We start from the raw sequence: 21496 nt of genomic DNA, 5'->3' as shown, positions 1-21496 counted from the left end.
CTATGGCTACAATTCATGTCGATGGAAAATCGTATGAAGTCAACGGCACAGAAAACTTGCTACAAGCATGTCTTAGCCTTGGCATCGACATCCCGTATTTTTGTTGGCACCCATCCTTAGGTTCTGTTGGTTCTTGTCGTCAATGTGCGGTGACTCAGTATGCAAATCCTGAGGACACACGTGGACGTTTGGTGATGTCATGTATGACACCCGCTGCTGACAATACCTATATCTCGATTGAAGACAAAGAAGCAACGGATTTCCGTGCGTCGATCGTTGAATTCTTGATGACGAATCACCCACATGACTGTCCAGTGTGTGAAGAAGGTGGTCACTGTCATTTACAAGATATGACGGTAATGACTCAGCACGACCGTCGTCGCTATCGCTTTACGAAGCGTACTCACTATAACCAAGAGTTAGGTTCGTTCATTGCGCATGAGATGAACCGTTGTATCGCTTGTTATCGTTGTGTGCGTTACTACAAAGACTATGCGGGTGGCACGGACTTTGGTGTATATGCCAATGCTTCACGTGTTTACTTTGGTCGTCCAGAATCAGGTACTTTAGAATCTGAATTCTCTGGTAACTTGACTGAAGTTTGCCCAACAGGTGTATTCACGGATAAAACACATTCAGCACGTTATAACCGTAAGTGGGATATGCAATATGCACCAAGCGTATGTCATGGTTGTTCTTCTGGTTGTAACATCTCTCCGGGTGAACGCTATGGTGAAATCCGTCGTGTTGAAAACCGTTTCAATGGCTCTGTAAACCAATACTTCCTTTGTGATAAAGGTCGTTTCGGTGTGGGTTATGTCAACCGTGAAGATCGTCCACGTCAACCACAATTCCGTAATGGTGAAACTGTTGCTACTGTGACTGTGGATCAAGCACTTGATCAAGTGATTGCACAGCTTCAAGGCAAAAAAGTGCTAGGTATTGGCTCTCCACGAGCAAGCTTGGAATCAAACTACGCACTTCGCGAATTGGTTGGACAAGACAACTACTCAACAGGGATGTCTCAAAAAGAGCAGAACTTGGCTGAGCTAGCTGCATCAATCATGCAAACGCAGGGTATTTATAACCCGAACATGCGTGAAATTGAAAGCTATGATGCGGTATTGATCTTAGGTGAAGACTTAACGCAAACTGCACCACGTATGGCTTTGTCAGTACGTCAAGCGGCGAAAAATAAAGCCAAAGAAATGGCGGCTGCAACACGTACGCCAGACTGGTTAGCTGAACCTGTACAACGTATTGGTCAAGATGCAAAATCTCCAATTTATATCCTTGCGGCTACGCAAACTCGTTTAGCAGATGTAGCAACGGGTGAAGTCGTCGCATCGCCAAACGATATTGCACGTTTAGGTTTTGCTGTTGCTGCTGCGGTTAAAGGTGAGTCACTTGCTGGCCTAGCTGATGATGCAAAAGCATTTGCTCAAACCATTGCGGATACGTTGAAAGCAGCGAAAAAGCCATTGATTATCTCTGGTACAAGCTTACAAGATCCAGCGATTATGGAAGCAGCTGCACAAGTTGCACAGAATCTAGGTGAAAATGCGGGCTTGTCATTGACTGTTCCTGAAGTGAACACAATGGGCTTGGCATTGTTCGGTGGTTTAAGCCTAGAACAAGCTTTTGCACTAGATTATGATGCAGTCGTTGTTGTAGAAAATGACTTAACGCGTCGTTTGCCAGTTGCTCAAGTTCAAGCTGCATTTGATAAAGCTCAAACTGTGATCGTTTTGGATCATAGTGAAACTGAGACTTTGAAACTTGCTGATATCGTACTTTCTGCTGCAAGCTTTGCTGAAGGTGATGGTACTGTTGTGAGCCAAGAAGGTCGTGCGCAACGTTTCTATCAAGTGTATGACCCAAGCTATTACAAGCCTGAATATGCGATCAAAGAATCATGGCGCTGGTTACATGCCGTTGAGACGGGTCTTAAAGGCAAAGCAGTCGATTGGACATTGTTGGACGATGTCATTGAAGACATCGTGAAAAATGTTCCTGTGCTTGCTGCAATTGAAGATGTTGCTCCAGATGCTGGCTATCGTATTCACGGTTTGAAAATTGCACGTGAACCACGCCGTTATTCTGGTCGTACAGCAATTCGTGCGCCTTTATCGATTCATGAACCAAAACAACCGACTGATCCAGATTCAGCATTAACGTTCTCTATGGAAGGTTATGTGGGTAATCAGACAGCATCTTCATTAGTACCATTCGCATGGTCTGCGGGTTGGAACTCTCCTCAAGCTTGGAACAAATACCAAGATGAGGTGGGTGGTCACTTAAAAGGTGGTGATTCAGGTGTACGTCTATTTGATCGCTTAGCAAAACGTCCTGCACGTAGCTATGTAGCACCGTCGGCTGTTGTTGTGAATCCTGAAAGCTTCCGTCTTGTACCAATGCACCATATTTTTGGTTCTGGCGAATTCACCATTAAAACACCTGCGATGGAATCTCGTATTCCTGAAGCGATGTTTGCGGTGGGTGAACAAGATGCGACACGTTTAAATGTTCAAGATGGTCAACGAATTACAGTTCAAGCGGGCGAAACTAGCATCAGTTTACCTGTGCAAGTGATTGAATATTTACCAACAGGCTATATTGGTTATCCAATTGGTTTAGCACCAACAGTTTCATTGGCAGAGCCAGTGTCTGTGGCGGTAGGAGTGTAATTCATGAATCAAGAAATTATACGTCAAACGCCACTTTGGGCTGAAAATTGGCCAATTGCTTATTCAGTGATTCAAGCCATTGTGATCTTGCTTGTGGTGGTTTTGGTTGCTGCTTTGATGTCATTCATTGAGCGTCGTCTGTTAGCATTATGGCAAGACCGTTACGGTCCGAACCGTGTTGGTCCGGGTGGTATGTTCCAGATCGTTGCCGACATGCTCAAGATCATGTTTAAAGAAGACTGGACACCAAAGTTTGCTGACAAGCTCACTTTCCGTTTAGCACCAGCAGTTGCGATGGCAACTGCTGTACTCTCATTCATGGTCATCCCAGTGAGTCCTACACTAGGTGTTGCTGATATGAGTATCGGCCTATTGTTCTTTATGGCAATGGCGGGTATCGCAGTCTATGCGGTGTTATTTGGTGGTTGGTCTTCAAACAACAAATACTCATTACTCGGTGGTCTTCGTTCGGCTGCTCAAACCATTTCTTATGAAGTGTTCTTGGGTATCTCGTTGATGGGTGTGGTTGCAATCGCAGGTTCATTTAACCTTCGTGAAATCGTTGAAGCACAACGTGATATGTGGTTCATCGTTCCGCAATTCTTAGGTTTCTTAATCTTCGTGGTTGCTGGTGTTGCTGTGACTCACCGTCATCCATTTGACCAACCAGAAGCTGAGCAAGAGTTGGCCGAAGGTTACCATGTTGAATATGGTGGTATGAAGTGGGGGATGTTCTTCGTTGCGGAATACGTCAACGTTGTTTTGATCTCAGCTTTGATCGTGACTTTATTCTTCGGCGGATGGCTTGCACCATTTAACTTAGAAATTCCATTTGTTCCACCAGTATTCTGGTTCGTGATTAAAACAGCATTCTTTGTAATGATGTTTGTCTTGGCGCGTGGTTCGTTAATGCGTCCTCGTTATGATCAAGTCATGAACTTTGGTTGGAAAGTGTGTTTGCCATTGGCGTTGGTCAACTTGTTGGTGACTGGTGCTGTGATTCTGATGAATCAGGCCTAGGACAGCAGGGAGTACAAAATGTATAAAATTCTAGCTGGATTCGGATCGATTGTTCGTTCGTTATGGATGGTGTTTAGCCATGTAACGCGTAAACGTGACACGATTTTATATCCAGAAGTACCGGCTGAACAAATTGTTCCACCACGCTATCGTGGTCGCATTATCTTAACGCGTGATCCTGATGGTGAAGAGCGTTGCGTGGCATGTAACCTTTGTGCGGTTGCTTGCCCAGTTGGCTGTATTTCATTACAAAAAGCGGAAAAAGAAGATGGACGTTGGTATCCAGAGTTTTTCCGCATTAACTTCTCACGCTGCATTTTCTGCGGTATGTGTGAAGAAGCATGTCCAACAACTGCAATTCAGCTCACACCAGATTTCGAACTTGGTGAATATGTACGTCAAGACTTAGTTTATGAGAAAGAAAACTTACTTATCTCTGGACCGGGTAAATATCCTGACTACAACTTCTACCGTGTAACAGGTATGGCGGTTAGCGGTAAAGAAAAAGGTCAAGCACAGAAAGAAAGTGCACCAGTTGATGTACGGAGCTTATTACCATGATGTGGCCATTTTATTTGATGGCGCTCGTGGCCATCGTTTCAACAGTTCGTGTTGTAACCAATACGAATCCTGTGCATGCACTTTTAAGTTTGATCGTTTCACTTCTTGCTGTTGCAGGTATTTTCATGATCGTGGGCGCGCCGTTTGCGGCTGCGCTTGAGATCATTGTTTATGCTGGTGCGATCATGGTCTTATTCGTCTTCGTTGTCATGATGTTGAATCTTGGACAAGATACGATTGAACAAGAAAGCAAATGGTTGTCTTCGGATGCTTGGGCTTATCCAGCAATGTTGAGCTTCATTTTAGGCTTGATTTTGGTATGGATGCTAGGCGGTGAATACACCACAATTTCTGCACCTATGGGTACAGAAATTGTTGGGCCTAAAGCAGTCGGCCAAGCACTATTTACTCACTATCTATTATTGGTAGAAGTTGCCGCGATGTTATTGCTTGCAGCACTTGTTGCAGCATTTCACTTAGGCAAACGTGAACCAGGTGCAGAAGAGGATAAAGAATAATGGGACACATCCCTTTAGAACATGGTTTGATCGTTGCGACCATCCTTTTTGCACTGGGTTTTTACGGTGTAATGGTACGACGTAACTTTTTATTTATGCTTATGAGCCTCGAAGTGATGATGAATGCTGCTGCGTTAGCATTTGTTTTAGCGGGTAGCGTTTGGGCGCAGCCAGATGGACAAATCATGTTCATCTTGATTCTGACGCTTGCTGCTGCAGAGGCGTGTATCGGTCTTGCGATCGTCCTTCAGTTTTATCATCGCTTCCATCACTTGGATGTGGATGCTGCTAGTGAGATGCGCGGATGAGTACATTATATTTAACCGTTTTATTTCCGCTCATTGGTTTTATCCTGTTAGCGGCAGGGCGTGACAAACTTTCTGAAAATGTAGCCGCTATTATTGGTGTGGGTTCAGTTGGTTTATCTGCTCTATTTGCTTTAATTGCGGGTATTGCATTTACCAACAGTGGCGAAGCAGTGTTTGTTCAACACCTTTGGACTTGGTTCAGTGTTGGCGGTTTTGAGCCAGGTATCAGTTTACATTTGGATGGTTTGTCATTACTCATGACAGGCATGATCACAGGTGTGGGTTTCCTGATTCATATTTTCGCATCATGGTATATGCGTGGTGAAGAAGGTTATGCGCGTTTCTTCTCTTATTTCAACCTATTCGTTGCCAGCATGTTGTTGTTGGTATTGGGCGATAACTTAGCGTTATTGTTCTTAGGTTGGGAAGGTGTTGGTCTGTGCTCATATCTATTGATTGGTTTCTACTACTCTAACCCTGCAAATGGTTGGGCAGCAATCAAAGCATTTACAGTAACACGTGTGGGTGACGTATTTTTACTCATCGCATTGTTCTTGCTCTATCAACAATTTGGTACGTTGAATACACAGTACATCGTTGAAAATGCAGCAACTGTCATGACGCAAAGCTCATCATTGTCGATCTGGACAGCATTGATGTTGTTCTTAGGTGCGGCGGGGAAATCAGCGCAAATTCCATTACAAACTTGGTTAGCTGATGCGATGGCTGGTCCTACACCAGTATCTGCATTGATCCATGCTGCAACAATGGTTACAGCGGGTGTGTACTTATGCTGCCGTATGTTCTCTGTGATGGAAATGGCACCAGAAGTAATGCAGTTCATCTCGATTACAGGTGCTGTAACTTTACTGGTTGCTGGTTTTGCGGCATTGGTTCAAACCGATATCAAACGTATCTTGGCCTACTCAACTATGAGTCAGCTCGGTTATATGTTCATGGCTGTGGGTGCTGAAGCATATCAAGCTGGTTTGTTCCATATGTTGGCTCACGCATTCTTCAAAGCGTTATTGTTCCTTTCTTCAGGTGCAGTGATTTTGGCATGTCATCACGAACAAAACATTTTCAAAATGGGTGGATTACGTCATAAGATTCCATTCGTATTCTGGTGTTTTGTGATCGGTGGTGGTGCATTAGCCGCGCTTCCAATCGTGACTGTTGGCTTCTTCTCTAAAGATGCGATCTTGGGTGCCGTATATGCACAGTCTACAATTGCAAATCTTCCACTTTACAATACTTTGTACTGGGTTGGTGTTGCAGGTGCATTCTTAACGTCTATCTATACTTTCCGTTTAATCTGGGTGGTATTCTTCGGCGAAGAGAAAACGCATGCACATGCGATTCATGGCGTGACTTATTGGGGACCACTTGCGATTCTTGCTGTGTTATCAACAGGAATTGGCTATTTCCTTCAAGCGCCAGTTGCAAAATTATTGACGACTGCAAGTATTCCAAGTTTTGTTGTTCCTGAAACATTAGAAGCTGCTGTTGCACATGCTGAGCATTTAGCAAGTGGTATTGCACTTGCTGGTTTAGCAGTTGGTATTTTCTTATTTGCCTTTGCTTATGGTGCGGTTAAATCTTTTGCTCAAACGTCATTGGGTTCTGGTTTAGCACATATCTGCCGTACAGCATTTGGTTTTGATGCTTTGTATGACATCGTATTTGTAAAACCTTATTTATTGATTGCTAAAATCTTAGGTCGTGATCCAGTTGATGGTTTATGGCTGGTGCTTCCTGCAATCGTGAAAGGTGGAAATAGCTTTACAAGTTCACGTCAGACAGGTTCATTACGTGAATACGCATCAAGCATGTCACTCGGTGTAGTGGTGTTATTGATGATCTTGATCGTTATTCAGGTTGTGGGGAAATAAAATGGAAAACAATTTAATTTTACCCGCACTGATTTTAGTTCCTTTCATTGCTGGTTTTATTTGTTGGTTGGTTGATAAATTCGACCAACAACTACCACGTTGGATTGCCTTAATCGGTATGCTCATTACCTTTGGTTTGGGCATTGCACTTTGGCAAAGCGGTACATATAGCTACGAGTTGGGCGGTAAAGTCCCAACTTGGGCAGCAGAATTCCATCTTCCTTGGATTCAAACTCTCGGTATTAGCATTCACTTAGCGGTGGATGGTTTATCTCTTCTTATGGTGCTCCTCACTGCATTACTTGGTGTGCTTGCAGTTGGTTGTTCATGGGGCGAGATCCAAAAGAATGTTGGGTTCTTCCACTTAAACCTCCTTTGGAGTTTAGGTGGGGTAATCGGTGTATTCTTGGCGATTGACTTATTCTTGTTCTTCTTCTTCTGGGAGATGATGCTTGTACCAATCTACTTCTTGATTGCGTTATGGGGTCATAAGGGGTCGAATGGTCGTTCACGTGTTTACGCTGCTACCAAATTCTTCTTATATACTCAAATCGCTGGTTTGATCATGTTGATTGGTATCTTAGGACTTGTTGTCTATGGATACATGATGACAGGTATGATCGGCTTTGATTACAACTATTTATTAGCTGTTGCGAACCACTTACCACCTGAAGTTGCTTATGCATTCATGCTGTGTTTCTTCATTGGTTTTGCGGTGAAATTACCAGTATTCCCATTACACGGTTGGTTGCCTGATGCGCACGCGCAAGCACCAACAGCGGGTTCTGTGGATTTAGCAGGTATTTTGATTAAAACGGCTGCGTATGGTTTGCTTCGTTTCGTTATTCCATTCTTCCCAGCAGCATCAGCACAATTTGCTGATATCGCAATTATTCTGGGCTTGATTGGTATTTTCTACGGTGCATTCTTAGCGTACCAACAAACAGATATGAAACGCTTACTTGCGTACACGTCTATTTCGCACATGGGTTTCATCTTACTTGCAATCTATGCAGGTAATATACTGACTTTCCAAGGTTTAATGATCATGATGTTGGCACATGGCTTGTCATCTGCGGCACTGTTCATTATGTCGGGTCAAGTTTATGAGCGTTTACATACACGTGATTTACGCTTAATGGGCGGTTTACGTGGTCAGCTTCAATACTTACCATTCTTCTTGATGTTCTTTGTTGCAGCACTTGTTGGTGTACCAGGTCTAGGTAACTTTATCGGTGAATTCCTGATTCTTATGGGTTCATTCAAAGCTTACCCAGCTTTCACTATCATTGCAGCAGTGAGCTTGGTATTTGCGGGTCTTTATGGTCTGATTCTGATTCACAAAGCATTGTTTGGTGAGCCGAATCCAGAACAAAAGCAGCACTATACAAGTCCATTGAAAGATCTATCAGCGCGTGAAGTTGGTATTTTGATGATCTGTGTGATTGGTCTAGTTTGGTTAGGTATTTACCCACAAACATTCTTGGATATGTCTCATTCAAGCATGCAATGGTTAGTAAATAGTTATATGCCAGTACAAGAAGTTGTTGAAACTGTTCAACAGGCTGCAACTCAACTTGAACATGTGGAGATGCAATAAATCATGAACTTCACAATTTCTTTTTCTGAGCTAATGCCTCTTGCTCCAGTAATGATTGTGGCATTGACTGCAATTGTTGTGATGTTGTTGACTGCGATCAAACGTAATCACAATCTTATCGCGACAACTTCAGTGATAGGTTTAAACCTCGCTGCAATTTATATCGCATACACTGCATATACAGGACATTTTGCACCTGTAAATGTTATGGGCATGTTTATGGTTGATCCATTTACCATGCTCTATCAATTCTTGATTTTGATTGCTGCATTAGCGTGCTGTACCTTGTCACACGCTTATATTGAGACCTATAAAGAAAACCGCGAAGAACTTTACATCTTGCTACTGTCTTCAGTTGTAGGTGCAATGTTATTGGTTGCAAGCTCTCACTATGCAGCTTTCTTCATCAGCTTAGAGTTGATGTCGATTCCTGTATACGGCATGTTGGCGTACACGTATCAACGTAGTCAGTCTTTGGAAGCAGGGATTAAATACCTTGTACTTTCAGCAACGGCTTCTGCAATGTTGCTTATGGGTATGGCATATATCTATGCGTACACAGGTTCATTGTCATTCTATGATTCTGTTCAAGCGTTGATGACTGCGATTAAACAGCCAATGGTGTTATTAGGCTTAGGCTTAATCATCTTTGCAGTTGCATTTAAACTTTCACTTGCACCGTTCCATAAATGGACGCCAGATGTATATGCAGGTGCACCAGCGCCAATGGCGACATTCTTGGCAACGGCTGCAAAAGTTGCAACGATTGGTCTGTTTGTACGTTACTTACTCACTTCAGGTGCGATCTTAGTTGAATCGCTAGTTACTGTGTTAACCGTGATTGCAGTGTTATCGATCTTGGTGGGTAACTTACTTGCTGTGCGTCAAGTAAACTTAAAACGTATTTTAGGTTATTCATCAATTGCACACTTTGGTTATTTACTGATTGCATTACTCAGCATGACTTATGCAAGCTTAGGTAGTGTAACTGTTTATGTGATCACTTATGTATTAACGACAATTGGTGCATTCGGTGCAGTTGCTTTAATGTCGAGTCCATACAACAACGTTGATGAGGCTGAAAGCCTTGCAGACTACCGTGGTTTGTTCTGGCGCCGTCCGATTTTAACTGCAACGCTGACTGTGATGATGTTGTCTTTAGCGGGTATTCCACTAACAGCAGGCTTCATTGGTAAGTTCCTCGTCGTTATGGCTGCGGTGACAACACAACACTGGTTCTTAGCTGCAATGATCGTGGTGGGTAGTGGTATCGGTTTATACTACTATTTACGTGTAATGGTTGTGATGTATATGACACCACCAGACGTACCACGTATTGATGCAGATGCACATTGGGGTACTAAAGTAGGCGGTATCATGGTATTAGGTGCTGCATTGCTTGTGTTATTCCTAGGTATCTATCCTGATCCAATGATTAACTTAGCATTGAAGGCAGAGATTCTTTCTCCATTGCATTTTATGTTGTCACAACAACAGTAATTATCTGATTTGTACAAAAAAGCCTCCAAAAATTGGGGGCTTTTTTATTGAAGAGTAAAAAAACACTTTATAATAACCGAAGATTAATATTACCTAGGTACCCACTCGTGTCTATCCAAGAAATTCGCCATCCGCTTATTCGCCATAAAATTGGTCTATTACGTCGTTCAGACATTAGTACCAAGAATTTTCGTGAGTTAGCGCAAGAAGTCACGATGTTATTGACCTATGAAGCAACAAAGGATCTTCCTGTTGTTGATCATGAAATTGATGGATGGGCAGGGAAAGTCTCAACTCAACGTATCGCAGGGAAAAAAATCACTATTGTACCGATTCTTCGTGCTGGTATTGGTATGCTAGAAGGGGTGCTGAACTTGATCCCAAGTGCTAAAGTCAGTGTTTTGGGCTTAGAGCGTGATGAAGAAACTTTAGAAGTTCGTACCTACTATAAAAAATTAGTCCCTGATGTTGCCAATCGTATTGCCATGATTATTGATCCAATGTTGGCGACTGGTAACTCTTTAATCGCGGCGATTGACGTATTAAAAGCAAGCGGTTGTAAAGATATTCGTGTGATGGTTCTTGTTGCTGCACCTGAAGGAATTGCAAAAGTAGAAGCCGCACATCCTGATGTACGCATTTATACAGCTTCAATCGATCAAGGCTTAAATGAAGATGGTTATATCGTACCTGGTTTAGGTGATGCTGGTGATAAGATTTTTGGTAGTGTCCAAAAAGATTAATTTTTAAAAATAAATAAAAGAGACGAGATCCTGTCATAAATTTTATGAGAGATCTAAAGTCTCTTTTTTTATTTTCTATATACTATGAATATCGGTTTTTAAAAGTAGGGTAAACGTCATGAAACAAGATTTTTATCAAGGCAAAGTAAAACAATATAATCCTGATAAGGGCTTTGGTTTTATCGGTACAACAGAGGGTGATGTCTTTTTTCATATTTCAGATTTCCCTGCGGAAGAAGGTGAGCCTAAGCGAAATGAAAAAGTGAAATTTGCTGTAGTAGAAAATCAAGGTAAGTTTAAAGCGATTCAGATTGAGCGTGTTGATCCAAATCCAGCAAAAACCAAGAAAACTCAAATCTCAAATCATAATAAAGCGATTACATCGGAATTATTATCAAATTTTAGACGTTGATTTTCATTGAAATATCATGGAAAAAGAGGCTTTTTAGCCTCTTTTTTATTAGAATAGTGTCAATATAAAAATAGAGTGTGAAAGATGTTTATTGAGGGAAAAATTAAAAAATACAATTCAGAAAGAGGTTTTGGCTTTATTGACGTTGATGGTGATCACGCTGATGTTTTCTTCCATATTAAAGATTTTCCTAAAACAGCAGGCGAACCTAAGATTGGTGAAAAGCTAAAGTTTTTGATTGTTGAGGGTAATGGAAAATTTAAAGCGGCAAATATTGTACGTTTGGATTTGAAGACAGTCAGTACAAACTATCCAAATCATTCTGATAATGGGGCAAGTGATCCAAAGCTGATGTTAAAACCTACTCAGAGTAGTAAAAAGGGACTGGCATTTACCATCGTTGGCCTTATTATCATTGCGATTTTAGCAGGGCTCGTTTTCCAAAAGTATCAAACTTTTCAACAAGCCAAAGCATTGAAAACGGCTCAATTAATTGAAGAGCAAAAAAGAATAGTTGAGCAACAACGAGAAGCAGTGGGTGAGCTGCCTGAAGTTAAACTCTCGGAAAAGACGGAACACGCTTTGAAAGCACCATCAACTCCGCCAGTACAAACGTATAATGCATCGCCTGTAACTGCAACTCAAAAATTTAGTTGTGATGGACGACAGCACTGTTCACAAATGAGGTCGCTTGAGGAAGCTCGATGGTTTGTTAGAAACTGTCCGAATACTAAAATGGATGGTGATAATGACGGAGAACCGTGTGAAAATGATTCTCGTTGGAGATAAAAAAGATCAGGTTTAAACCTGATCTTCACAGAATTGTAGAAATGCTTTTAGGCCTGGACCTTGATATTTTTGACGATGTACCAGCATAAAGAGTGGGCGAGTAAGCTGCCAAAATGGTGTATCTAAAATAACAAGTTGTCCTTTTTCAGCTAAAGGTTCAATAGCGAGTCTTGATACACATGACATGCCTAAGCCACCTGCAACGATTTTTAAAATAGCTTCGTTATGACCAAGTGTTAAACGGATATTTGCATCAGGTAGGTCTTGCAAAATCGCGTTATCAAATACTTCTCGAGTACCTGAACCTTCTTCACGTAAAATCCATTCAACGTCATGGAAATCAGTGGGTGTGATTGGGCGATTTAATTGCGCTAATGGATGTTCAGGTGCGCAACACACAGCCAACTCGTCATCTCGCCAATGAATGCACTGTAATTGTGGTAAATGGCATGAACCTTCGATTAATGCTAAATCAAGTTGGAATTGATTAACCGCTTCAATCATTTGGCGGGTATTACCGACTTGTAATTGTAGATGTGCTTGTGGATGGCGCTGTAAGAAATCAGCCATAAGATCAGGCATCAAATAATCACTGATGGTAAGTGTTGCACCTAGACGTAAATCAATACTTTGCAATTCGCCTTTAGCTGCTTGCTCGAATGATTCACAACGACCTAAAATCTCTAAAGCTTGTGGGAGTAGGAAGCGTCCCAAATCATTGAGTTGTAGGCGTTTGCCTAAACGATCAAACAAAGGTGCACCAAGACCATCTTCTAAATCAGCTAAGGCCATGCTTGCCGCACTTTGGGTGAGTCGGACAGCATCACTAGCTTTGGTTACGGTTCCTTCCTGAGCGACCGCCACAAAAACAGCCAATTGGCGTAAGGTCATGCGCATGTTAAATAGCCTTAATGTTTTGAGTATCCATCAATTATTCGATCATGCTAACATGAGCTTACTGTTTCGTGCCACGTTCAAATCATGTCAATTGAAAAATTTAGCGTAGAAAAAGTTTTATCTGTACACCGTTGGACTCACAATCTTTTTAGCTTCACGATGACCCGCCCAGCACATTTTAAGTTTACTGCGGGGCAGTTTGCCCGTATTGGCTTGATGGTCGAGGGCGAACTAGTGGTGAGAGCTTATTCTGTTGTTTCTTCGCCCTTTGATGAAACCTTAGAGTTCTTCTCAATCGTTGTTCCTGATGGTGCTTTCACTTCGAATTTGCAATACCTCAGTGTTGGCGATGAACTTTATCTTGAAAAAATATCTTATGGCTATTTAACATTGGCGCGTTATCAGCAACCGTTACCGCAAGATTTATGGTTACTGGCTACAGGAACGGGTTTAGCGCCATTTTTATCTATGTTGCAAGATTTTGAGACGTGGACTAAATATCAGCATATCAATTTAGTCTATAGCGTGCGTACAGCCTCAGAGTTGGCATACGTTGAGCGGATTCAGGAAATTGCTGAAATGTTTGGTGAGGGACATTCAGGATTCAAATTTATTCCGATCATTACGCGTGATCCAAATGCAGCACTACATGATCGCTTACCGATTCTGATTGCAAATGGTGAATTAGAAAAGTCTGTAAGTTTAGCACTCGATCCTGAAACTAGTCATGTGATGCTCTGTGGTAATCCTCAAATGGTGGAGGATACCAAAGAGGCGCTTAAACAACGCGGTTTAACCATGAATCGTCGTGGTGAAGGGAATATCGCAGTAGAGAATTATTGGTAATGAACTAGCGTTAAGGCTGCTATAGGTTAGAGACGATGGATATGTTTAATGAACAAACATATCCATAAATTCACGGATTTCTTGAATGGCGGTATCAACATCAGTCGTGAGCCAAGTCGGTTCAAATAGACCAATATAATGCTCTAAACGTTCTTGTGGAACAACCAAACGCACAGGACAGTCTTCTTCAAGTAAACGCCAAGGAAGAATCGGCACTTCATTGTCTAAAAATGGCTGTACATTACGAATATCAACGATCATCGCGTTGATACAATCAGGTAGTGGCATCACAGAAAATTCTTCTGTACGACGACGGAAATATTCTAGATCTCCCCACTTTAATATATAGCTCGGTTTATTAAACTCGATAATCCCAATCAAATGTTCATCACGAGTGTGATGCAAAAAACATTGATGTGTAACATCAGTGTCTAAATCAAGAGAAACACTTTCTCGGCTGTAGGACATAGAGCAAAACATTAAAGAAACGGCAATCGAACATTATAGCTTATTTTTACTACATTCTAAAAGCGCCTATATTTTATACAATAACCTAAACGAGAAAAAGTAGAGTTCTGCAACCAAAACAACGATAGTCCGAAGATTTTTCACACAATGCAACAAAGCCTATTGCTAAGATGATTACGTGAGAAATAAAAGATGAGGGGTTGCTATCATGCATGATTTTAGTAAGCCACATCCTCATGTGGCGAGCAAAGAGGAAATTGCGAAAAAACGGAAATTGCCAGTGTATATGTTAATCATTGTTGGAATATTTCTGATCGCTTTACTTGTTTATATGGTTGCTGACCATTCTGCAAATCCAACTGCACAAGTGATGATGTCACATTTGCAGTCGGCATTATTGAATGCTTAGCCAATCATACTTTCAGACCATTTAAATTGATTTGAAAGCTCATTGGTGTGAACTGGTGGGCTTTTTTGCTTATTTTTGAGTGCTTTTTGTTGTATTAGTGCTGCCATTTATTGATTGATAAATAGACAAAAACTAAGGTTTAGGCATCCATAATTCTTGTTATTCGTTCACAGAATAATCGTGGGTAGCTGGGTTTTACTTTAAAACACGACATAAGGATAAAAACATATGAATGATTTTTTTGGTGGTCCATCTCAGAGAGGGGGATTTGATGCAATGTATTATTGGGATCAATTTCATCCGATTTTAGCGGCAGTTGTAATCTTACTATTAGGTTGGATTATTGCTTTAGTTGTTGCCGCTGGCGTGAAGAAGCTATTACAAAAACTTGATACCAATCATAAATTGTCGTCGGCTACAGGCCATCCTTCAAACATTGAAAATCTAATCTCAAAACTGGTGTTTTGGTTCGTTATGATTCTCGCTGTCGTTGGAGCATTAAACGTATTAAATATTAGTGGTGTAAGTGATCCATTCAGTAATATGGTTGGGCGAGTGCTTGCCTATATTCCAAATCTATTGGCTGCTGTTGCTGTTGGTTTTATTGGTTGGATTATTGCTCGTCTGGTGAGAGTTGGATTGACCAATGTATTGGCTAAAACGGACTTGGATGAAAAACTAAGTAGTGAAGTTGGTGTCAGTTCGCTGAGTGGTAATATTGGCGAGATTTTCTATTGGTTAGTGTTGTTATTATTCTTACCAATTGTACTTTCTATTCTTGGCTTAACAGGCTTACTGATCCCCGTCCAAAACATGGTCAATGAGGCAATTGCTTTTGTTCCGAACTTATTCATCACAGGCGTAATTATCTTTGTTGGGTATATTCTTGCAAAAATTGTACGCGGTATTGTTGAGGGCTTAACCAATAGTTTGGGTTTGCAAGCACAAGCTGAAAAAATTGGACTATTTAAAAGCTCTAGCGTATCTAAGTTCTTAGGTTCTTTTGTTTTCGCGATCATTATTATCACGACGTTAATCGTTGCATTTGAAGCATTGGGTATAGAAGCTATTTCTCAACCCGCAACAGCGATGTTGAATGAAATCATGCATGCGATACCACAAATTATTGCTGCTGGTTTGATTTTAATCGTAGCGTATGTGGTTTCCCGTTTTGTTGGACGCTTAGTGGCTGAATTAATTTCAGGTGCAGGCGTTGATGAAATTCCAATGAAATTGGATTTACAACGTTTCCTTGGTCAAACACGCGTTTCGGATATTGTTGGCTATTTGATTGTTTTCTTCACAATGCTATTTGCTGTTTCAGAAGCTGCAAATCGTCTTGGACTTGAGCAAGTGAGTGTGCTCATCGCAATGTTTATCCATTTCGGTGCAAATATATTGCTTGGTGCTGTGATTTTAGTGATTGGTTTCTGGCTAGCAAACATTGTTGCAAACGTGGTTCAGCGTGGTGAATACAATAGTTCTCGTTGGTTGGGAAATCTAGTTCGTATCTTGATCATGGGCTTAGTGATTGCGATGGGTTTAAAAGCCATGGGCATTGCAGACTCTATCGTCAATTTAGCATTTGGTTTAACATTGGGTTCAGTTGCAGTCGCGTTCGCACTGGCATTCGGTCTAGGTGGTCGTCAGCCTGCTGAGCGTTTGTTAGGTGATTTGTTGGACAAAGCGAAAGCTGAAGGAAAACAGCCCAATCCGCTGAAACAGAATGAAATGACATCGAGTGTAAACCCGACATCTACACCGCCATCGTCGCCATATTCTGATGAATAGTAAAAATAATCTTTGATTTTTTGAATCAATTCGACCACTCTAAGCAGGGTGGTCGTTTTGTTTGTATTCACGCTATTGGTCACTATGTTGTATTGCAATAGGATAGTAAATGACAATCTATTTAGACATATGGCACTTTGTTGAGCGTTAAATGTCTAGAAAGAAAAACTTGACCTAAAATGCAATTCATTTATAGCTAAAGTATCAATAGTCTCTAAATAAAAAGTCTATAGGAGAATTAAATGAAGAAGCCTAACCGCGTATTTGCGCCAATTATTATTGCTGGAATCACTGTTGGCTTTTTAGCTAGTGCTTATAAATTTGTGGTTGCTAAATCCAGTCCAAGCAAAGAGAAGACAGTTTCGAATGCACAGCAAGCACCTTCTTCAGAGGCGGCCAATTCTTCAGATCACCATAGTTAAATCCATCATAATCTGCCGAATCGAAACTGGAATTAAACAAATTGAGCAGCAGCTTGTGCGGATGACCATGCCCATTGGAAGTTATATCCGCCTAAATGACCTGTCACATCCAGTACTTCGCCGACAAAATATAAGCCTTTCTGTTTTTTGCTTTCCATCGTTTTGGATGACACTTCGCTGGTATCGACACCACCTAGTGTGACTTCGGCTGTTCGATAGCCTTCAGTACCAGATGGTTTTACTGAAAATGCATGAAGTTGTGTTGCAATGTGTTCAAGCTGAGCATCGCTAATATTGCTGATCGCGGTTTCGCTTTGTTCTGCCCAAATCAGTTGCTGCAATTCTAAGACAATACTTTTCGCAGTGAATTCATTCAGTAAAGTCCTTAGTAGAACTTTAGGTTGCGCTTTTTTCTTTTCTTTAAAAAATTCAGTTAAATCTTGGCTTGGGAAGAGGTCAATTTTAAAACTTTCACCGACATGCCAATAGTTAGACAGTTGCAATGAACTTGGACCACTTAAACCACGATGTGTAAAGAGTAGGGCTTCGGTGAATTGATGACGGTCATTGATCAGCGTTGCATCTAAAGCATTACCACTCAAGCGAGTCGTTACTTCTTTAAACTGATCTGAAAAGGTAAATGGAACTAATCCCGCACGGGTTGGATAAACATGGTGTCCAAACTGTTGTGCAAGCTCATAGCCGAATCCAGAACCACCCAAAGTTGGAATAGATAAACCACCAGTCGCGACAACGAGAGATTCACATTGATAAGTTCCCTGATTGGTATCAATGATAAAACCTGAATCAGCTTTGGGTTGAACATCCTGAACTTCACAATGCGTTTGAATATTCACGTACTTTGCTTTTTCACATTCTGTGAGCAACATTTCTAGGATTTCTTTTGCGCCTTTTAAAGTAAAAAGCTGACCATGCTTACGTTCTTCATATTCGATGCCATACTCGCAGACCATTCCAATGAAGTCCCAATTGGTGTAGCGAGTCAATGCGGAAATTACGAAATGTGGATTTTCTGAAAGATAGTTGGATGGCTCAACATCAAGATTGGTAAAGTTACATTTACCACCACCAGACATCAAAATCTTTTTGCCTACTTTATTGGCTTTTTCGAGTACCACCACGGAGCGCCCACGCTTAGCTGCTTCGGCAGCCAGCATCAAGCCCGACGCACCAGCTCCTAAAACCACAACATCCACTTGATGAACCATGAGCAATACTCGATAGAATATGAAAAGCGGGCAATTATAAAAGATTTAAAGCATTTTGAGTATGTTGATTGTTGGGTTGAAAAATATACTTTTAAAATTAAAGCATGTTATAAAGTTGGTCTCGATAGAGGGGATTAGAATAATGAATGATAAGACATTTTTAGAAGATACATCGCCAAATAAACAAGATCAATTGAGACAATACACACTGATTGCTTATGGATTATACGCTGCCAGTATTTTTGTCGGTTTGACCAGTATTGCGGCTGTGATTATGAATTATATCAAGCGTGATGAGGTTAAAGGCACATGGCTTGAGAGTCATTTTGAATGGCAGATAAAAACATTTTGGATTACTTTAATCGCTGGACTGATTGGTTTTGTCCTGACATTTGTCTTGATTGGTATACCTGTTTTACTTGCGGCTTCGATTTGGTTTATTTACCGAATTGTCAAAGGCTTGGTCGTGTTTATGGATAACAAACCGATTGGAGATGGTTGGTTTTAAGTTTCATTTTAAAAAATCAGAGCTGCCTGAGGGCGGCTTTTTTATTTGATGCGTCCCTGTAACCCACCTGTATGAATCACTAAAATTCTAGTATGAGTAGGAAAATGATTTTTTCCAATTAAATCAAATAAACCCATCATCATTTTAGCCGTATAGACTTGCTCCAAGGGAATGGCATGTTGCTGTTCAAATTGCAGCATAAATTGCAGCAGCTCAGGAGAGCTCTTTGCATAGCCACCACCGCAATATTGATCAGTGAGCGACCAATTAAGTTTATCAGTCCATTGTTGAATATCGTGTCGAAGAAATTCACCTTTTAATGCAGAAAACCCCAAAACTTGTTGTCGATTTGAACTGCTTTCAATGATTCCTGCAATCGTTCCGCCAGTACCTACTGGACAGCAAATGACATCATAATTTGTTTGATCTTCGGGTGATAAAATCTCTTGTGTCCCTTTGAGTGCAAATGTATTTGTTCCACCCTCAGGAATGATATACGCATCAGGATAGTGTTGTTTTAGTTGTAGCTGATAATCCGTGTCATGCCGTAGTCGATATTCAGCTCGACTGACAAAACGAAGTTGCATACCAAAATCATTTGCGCTTTGCAGGGTGGGGTTGAGTGATTGTGTGTGTAGCTCATCACCACGAATAATGCCGATGCTTTGAAAACCGAATAACTGTGCCGCATACGCCGTTGCTGCAATATGATTTGAATAAGCACCGCCAAAGGTAAGGATTTGCTTAAAACCTAGTTGCTTTGCTTCGAGTAGATTGTATTTGAGTTTAAAAAACTTATTTCCTGAGATTTGAGGATGAATCAGGTCAAGGCGCTTCACCGTGATCTGAATAGGATATGGGGTATCTAATGTTTGATAAGGGGTAGGAAAAGCAATGTGATCAAACATGTTTCAACATCAGAAATCGGTTTGATCACATTGTAAATGTATTTGATTGAGACTGTCAGTAGGCTTTAGGAATCTGTATTGACTGAGGTAATCACAGACATCCCTGGACGTAAGTTTTCGATACCTTTTTGATTTGGATCAATCGTGATACGTACTGAGATACGTTGAACGACTTTGGTAAAATTTCCCGTCGCATTATCAGGTTTAAGCACACTAAACTCTGAACCCGCAGCAGGAGAAATTTGCTCAACGTGCCCTGTAAATTTTTGATGATTGAGTGCATCTACTGTGAAATAGGCTTTTTGTCCAATTTTCATATTGGCAATTTGGGTTTCTTTAAAGTTGGCAATCACCCAAGTTTGTTTGGGAATCAAATACAGTAGTTGTGTTCCAGCGGCGACATATTGTCCAACACGAGGATTGACCTCACCCAGTTGACCATCAAGCGGTGCAGTAATCGTGCTGTAATCCTTGGTGGTATTGGCTTGATCTAATTGAGCTTGAGCACTATTGACCTGCGCTTTTAATCCGCTCTCGGCAACTTGAGCCGTTTTTAACGCTTCTTGAGCAACTAAAATATTGGCCTGAGCTTGTTTGAGTAAAGCCAAATTATTTTGTGCATCTGCCGCAGCTTTATCCTGTTCAGATTTTGAAGCAGCACCACTATTTCCAAGTTGTTGATAGCGTTTAAGCTGTGCAACAGACAAATCGTATTGTGCTTTCACTTGATCCAGTTTCGCTTGTGCTGAAACTACATCTGCTTGGCGTTGTGCAATCGCTTGAGTTTGATTAGCAAGGCTATTTTGTGCTTGTTCTACGCCAGAAACAGCCTGAGTCACTTTTTGGTCATAGGTGGTTGCATCAATATGCATCAGTACTTGACCTTGCTTAACATGATCAAAATCTTTTACTAACACATCTTTGATATAACCATTGATTTGCGACGAGAGAATCGTTGTTTTTCCTTTTACATAGCTGTTATCTGTTTGTTCAACAGCTGTATGGAATGGCCCAATCCTCCAAGCCCATAAAATAATGGTAATCCCGACCAGCAATACCAATAACATCCACCACAAGGTTGAGCGTTTGGTTTTAATCAGTTTACTCGTTGGAGGAGGTGGCGGAGGAGGCAATTGATTTGGTGTTTCAGATGCTTTCGCTGTTTCCGTCTCCGCTTTGGCTTGCTCAACTTGAGCTGCCTGATTTTCGGGTTTCTCTTGATTTTCGTCTGACATAATTTTTTCTCAATCAAATACTATAAGGGTTAATTTGCTGCTTGCAGATTTCTTCGGGTGATGTACTTATTGCGGACATACTTAAACAAGCCCCATAGCAGTAAAATGACGGCAAAAATGCCATTCAGTACGATCACATCGTTATAGGCACGAACTTGTGCTTCACGAGTGACGACTTTATTTAAGTTCTGAGCCGCTTGATTACTTTGCAAAACAGGATCATTGGTTGTAACCATGGCACTATGCTGATAAGTCTGTAAGCGTTGTGCGACAAGTGGGTTTGTTGGATCTAAGTTACTGTTGATCTCAACTTTATAATTATTGGTTTGGTGTTGTTGGTAGGTATTAAAAAATGATGAGCCAACCAAACCACCAAAGTTCTGTGTTGCCGAGAACAACACGATAAAGGTCACGACATATTGTGGACCGCGTTGTAATGTCCGCATGAAACCCATCAGTAGCAGTGGCCCAATGAATACACCGCCTGCAAAACTCACTAAGAATTGACTACGATAAAAGTTTGCTGGACGGACATCACTGGTCAGGTGATAGTCCAATGCACAAGCAATTAAAATTAAAATTTCGGCGAGGAATAAATTTAAAATCAAACGCTCACGATGAAAGGTAATCGCACTGAAAACCGAACCAGCAATCGTTCCGCAGAAGATCACAACATAAAGTGGCACAAATTGGTCAGGTCCCATTCCCATAGTTTTCAAAAAGTTCACTGCGGCATAGCTTTGTTCCGACATT

Annotated in this window: 21 protein-coding genes and 1 pseudogene; 16 read left to right on the top strand and 6 right to left on the bottom strand. The window is 41.2% G+C overall.

What is annotated here, in order from left to right:
* Nucleotides 1-2: 2 nt before the first annotated feature.
* The 11 genes from nuoG (at nucleotide 3) to B4237_RS09560 (ending at nucleotide 12030) form a co-directional block, all read left to right on the top strand.
* Nucleotides 3-2687, top strand: coding sequence for an NADH-quinone oxidoreductase subunit NuoG (gene nuoG, locus B4237_RS09610; protein WP_286942884.1), 2685 nt, complete (start codon nucleotides 3-5; stop codon nucleotides 2685-2687).
* A gap of 3 nt (nucleotides 2688-2690) precedes the next feature.
* Nucleotides 2691-3707 (top strand): NADH-quinone oxidoreductase subunit NuoH, encoded by a 1017-nt coding sequence (nuoH, locus tag B4237_RS09605; RefSeq protein WP_061393340.1) that lies wholly within the window; start codon nucleotides 2691-2693, stop codon nucleotides 3705-3707.
* Between the two features lie 18 nt (nucleotides 3708-3725).
* Entirely contained in the window at nucleotides 3726-4268 is a 543-nt protein-coding gene (gene nuoI / locus B4237_RS09600) for an NADH-quinone oxidoreductase subunit NuoI (protein ID WP_004881322.1), read from the top strand.
* The gene (nuoJ, locus tag B4237_RS09595) at nucleotides 4268-4786 is read left to right on the top strand and encodes an NADH-quinone oxidoreductase subunit J (protein ID WP_017196614.1); all 519 of its coding nucleotides are present in this window, start codon (nucleotides 4268-4270) and stop codon (nucleotides 4784-4786) included. The genes nuoI and nuoJ overlap by 1 nt, the downstream gene beginning before the upstream one ends.
* A complete protein-coding gene (gene nuoK / locus B4237_RS09590) occupies nucleotides 4786-5094 on the top strand; it encodes an NADH-quinone oxidoreductase subunit NuoK (protein WP_004881318.1) in 309 nt (102 codons plus the stop codon). Before nuoJ ends, nuoK begins: the two co-directional genes overlap by 1 nt.
* A complete protein-coding gene (gene nuoL / locus B4237_RS09585) occupies nucleotides 5091-6986 on the top strand; it encodes an NADH-quinone oxidoreductase subunit L (protein ID WP_061393339.1) in 1896 nt (631 codons plus the stop codon). Before nuoK ends, nuoL begins: the two co-directional genes overlap by 4 nt.
* Before the next feature lies 1 nt (nucleotide 6987).
* Complete coding sequence (gene nuoM / locus B4237_RS09580; RefSeq protein WP_004881315.1) at nucleotides 6988-8586, top strand: NADH-quinone oxidoreductase subunit M; 1599 nt, start codon at nucleotides 6988-6990, stop codon at nucleotides 8584-8586.
* 3 nt (nucleotides 8587-8589) lie between these two features.
* A complete protein-coding gene (gene nuoN / locus B4237_RS09575; protein WP_286942880.1) occupies nucleotides 8590-10086 on the top strand; it encodes an NADH-quinone oxidoreductase subunit NuoN in 1497 nt (498 codons plus the stop codon).
* A 107-nt stretch (nucleotides 10087-10193) separates the two neighbouring features.
* Nucleotides 10194-10829 carry a uracil phosphoribosyltransferase gene (gene upp, locus B4237_RS09570; protein WP_019385118.1) on the top strand — a complete coding sequence of 212 codons (636 nt, stop codon included), beginning with the start codon at nucleotides 10194-10196 and terminating at the stop codon, nucleotides 10827-10829.
* 118 nt (nucleotides 10830-10947) lie between these two features.
* On the top strand, nucleotides 10948-11241 hold the full coding sequence (locus B4237_RS09565) for a cold shock domain-containing protein (RefSeq protein ID WP_004881310.1): 294 nt from the start codon (nucleotides 10948-10950) through the stop codon (nucleotides 11239-11241).
* Between the two features lie 84 nt (nucleotides 11242-11325).
* Nucleotides 11326-12030, top strand: coding sequence for a cold shock domain-containing protein (locus B4237_RS09560; protein WP_286942877.1), 705 nt, complete (start codon nucleotides 11326-11328; stop codon nucleotides 12028-12030).
* 12 nt (nucleotides 12031-12042) lie between these two features.
* Here B4237_RS09560 and gigC read toward each other — a convergent pair whose 3' ends face one another.
* On the bottom strand, nucleotides 12043-12927 hold the full coding sequence (gigC, locus tag B4237_RS09555) for a LysR family transcriptional regulator GigC (protein ID WP_004881307.1): 885 nt from the start codon (nucleotides 12925-12927) through the stop codon (nucleotides 12043-12045).
* Between the two features lie 84 nt (nucleotides 12928-13011).
* Here gigC and B4237_RS09550 point away from each other — a divergent pair, with 84 nt between their 5' ends.
* Complete coding sequence (locus tag B4237_RS09550; protein WP_286942875.1) at nucleotides 13012-13773, top strand: ferredoxin--NADP reductase; 762 nt, start codon at nucleotides 13012-13014, stop codon at nucleotides 13771-13773.
* A 45-nt stretch (nucleotides 13774-13818) separates the two neighbouring features.
* Here B4237_RS09550 and B4237_RS09545 read toward each other — a convergent pair whose 3' ends face one another.
* Nucleotides 13819-14241, bottom strand: coding sequence for a hypothetical protein (locus tag B4237_RS09545; RefSeq protein WP_017196615.1), 423 nt, complete (start codon nucleotides 14239-14241; stop codon nucleotides 13819-13821).
* A gap of 208 nt (nucleotides 14242-14449) precedes the next feature.
* On the opposite strand from B4237_RS09545, the gene B4237_RS09540 reads away from it, so the two are divergent.
* The 3 genes from B4237_RS09540 to B4237_RS09530 all read left to right on the top strand — a co-directional run bounded on the left by B4237_RS09540 (nucleotide 14450) and on the right by B4237_RS09530 (nucleotide 16863).
* A complete protein-coding gene (locus tag B4237_RS09540) occupies nucleotides 14450-14650 on the top strand; it encodes a hypothetical protein (protein ID WP_004881301.1) in 201 nt (66 codons plus the stop codon).
* Nucleotides 14651-14878: 228 nt separating this feature from the next.
* Nucleotides 14879-16441 (top strand): mechanosensitive ion channel, encoded by a 1563-nt coding sequence (locus B4237_RS09535; protein WP_286942872.1) that lies wholly within the window; start codon nucleotides 14879-14881, stop codon nucleotides 16439-16441.
* Between the two features lie 242 nt (nucleotides 16442-16683).
* Nucleotides 16684-16863: a hypothetical protein gene (locus B4237_RS09530; RefSeq protein ID WP_004881297.1), complete on the top strand. Its 180-nt coding sequence runs from the start codon at nucleotides 16684-16686 to the stop codon at nucleotides 16861-16863.
* A 32-nt stretch (nucleotides 16864-16895) separates the two neighbouring features.
* Here the strand turns inward: B4237_RS09530 and B4237_RS09525 are convergent, their stop codons facing one another.
* The gene (locus B4237_RS09525) at nucleotides 16896-18092 is read right to left on the bottom strand and encodes an NAD(P)/FAD-dependent oxidoreductase (RefSeq protein WP_286942870.1); all 1197 of its coding nucleotides are present in this window, start codon (nucleotides 18090-18092) and stop codon (nucleotides 16896-16898) included.
* A gap of 142 nt (nucleotides 18093-18234) precedes the next feature.
* On the opposite strand from B4237_RS09525, the gene B4237_RS09520 reads away from it, so the two are divergent.
* Entirely contained in the window at nucleotides 18235-18600 is a 366-nt protein-coding gene (locus tag B4237_RS09520; RefSeq protein WP_007480977.1) for a DUF4870 family protein, read from the top strand.
* 41 nt (nucleotides 18601-18641) lie between these two features.
* Here the strand turns inward: B4237_RS09520 and B4237_RS09515 are convergent, their stop codons facing one another.
* The 3 genes and pseudogenes from B4237_RS09515 to B4237_RS09505 all read right to left on the bottom strand — a co-directional run.
* A complete protein-coding gene (locus tag B4237_RS09515; RefSeq protein WP_286942868.1) occupies nucleotides 18642-19508 on the bottom strand; it encodes a 1-aminocyclopropane-1-carboxylate deaminase/D-cysteine desulfhydrase in 867 nt (288 codons plus the stop codon).
* A gap of 65 nt (nucleotides 19509-19573) precedes the next feature.
* Complete coding sequence (locus B4237_RS09510; RefSeq protein WP_130134517.1) at nucleotides 19574-20743, bottom strand: HlyD family secretion protein; 1170 nt, start codon at nucleotides 20741-20743, stop codon at nucleotides 19574-19576.
* A gap of 29 nt (nucleotides 20744-20772) precedes the next feature.
* Nucleotides 20773-21496, bottom strand: a pseudogene (locus tag B4237_RS09505) (MFS transporter); the annotation flags it as partial.

Origin of the sequence: Acinetobacter sp. UBA6526 (assembly GCF_002434875.1) — a bacterium.
Taxonomy (GTDB): domain Bacteria; phylum Pseudomonadota; class Gammaproteobacteria; order Pseudomonadales; family Moraxellaceae; genus Acinetobacter; species Acinetobacter venetianus.
This window is presented reverse-complemented; position numbering and strand designations above follow the sequence as displayed.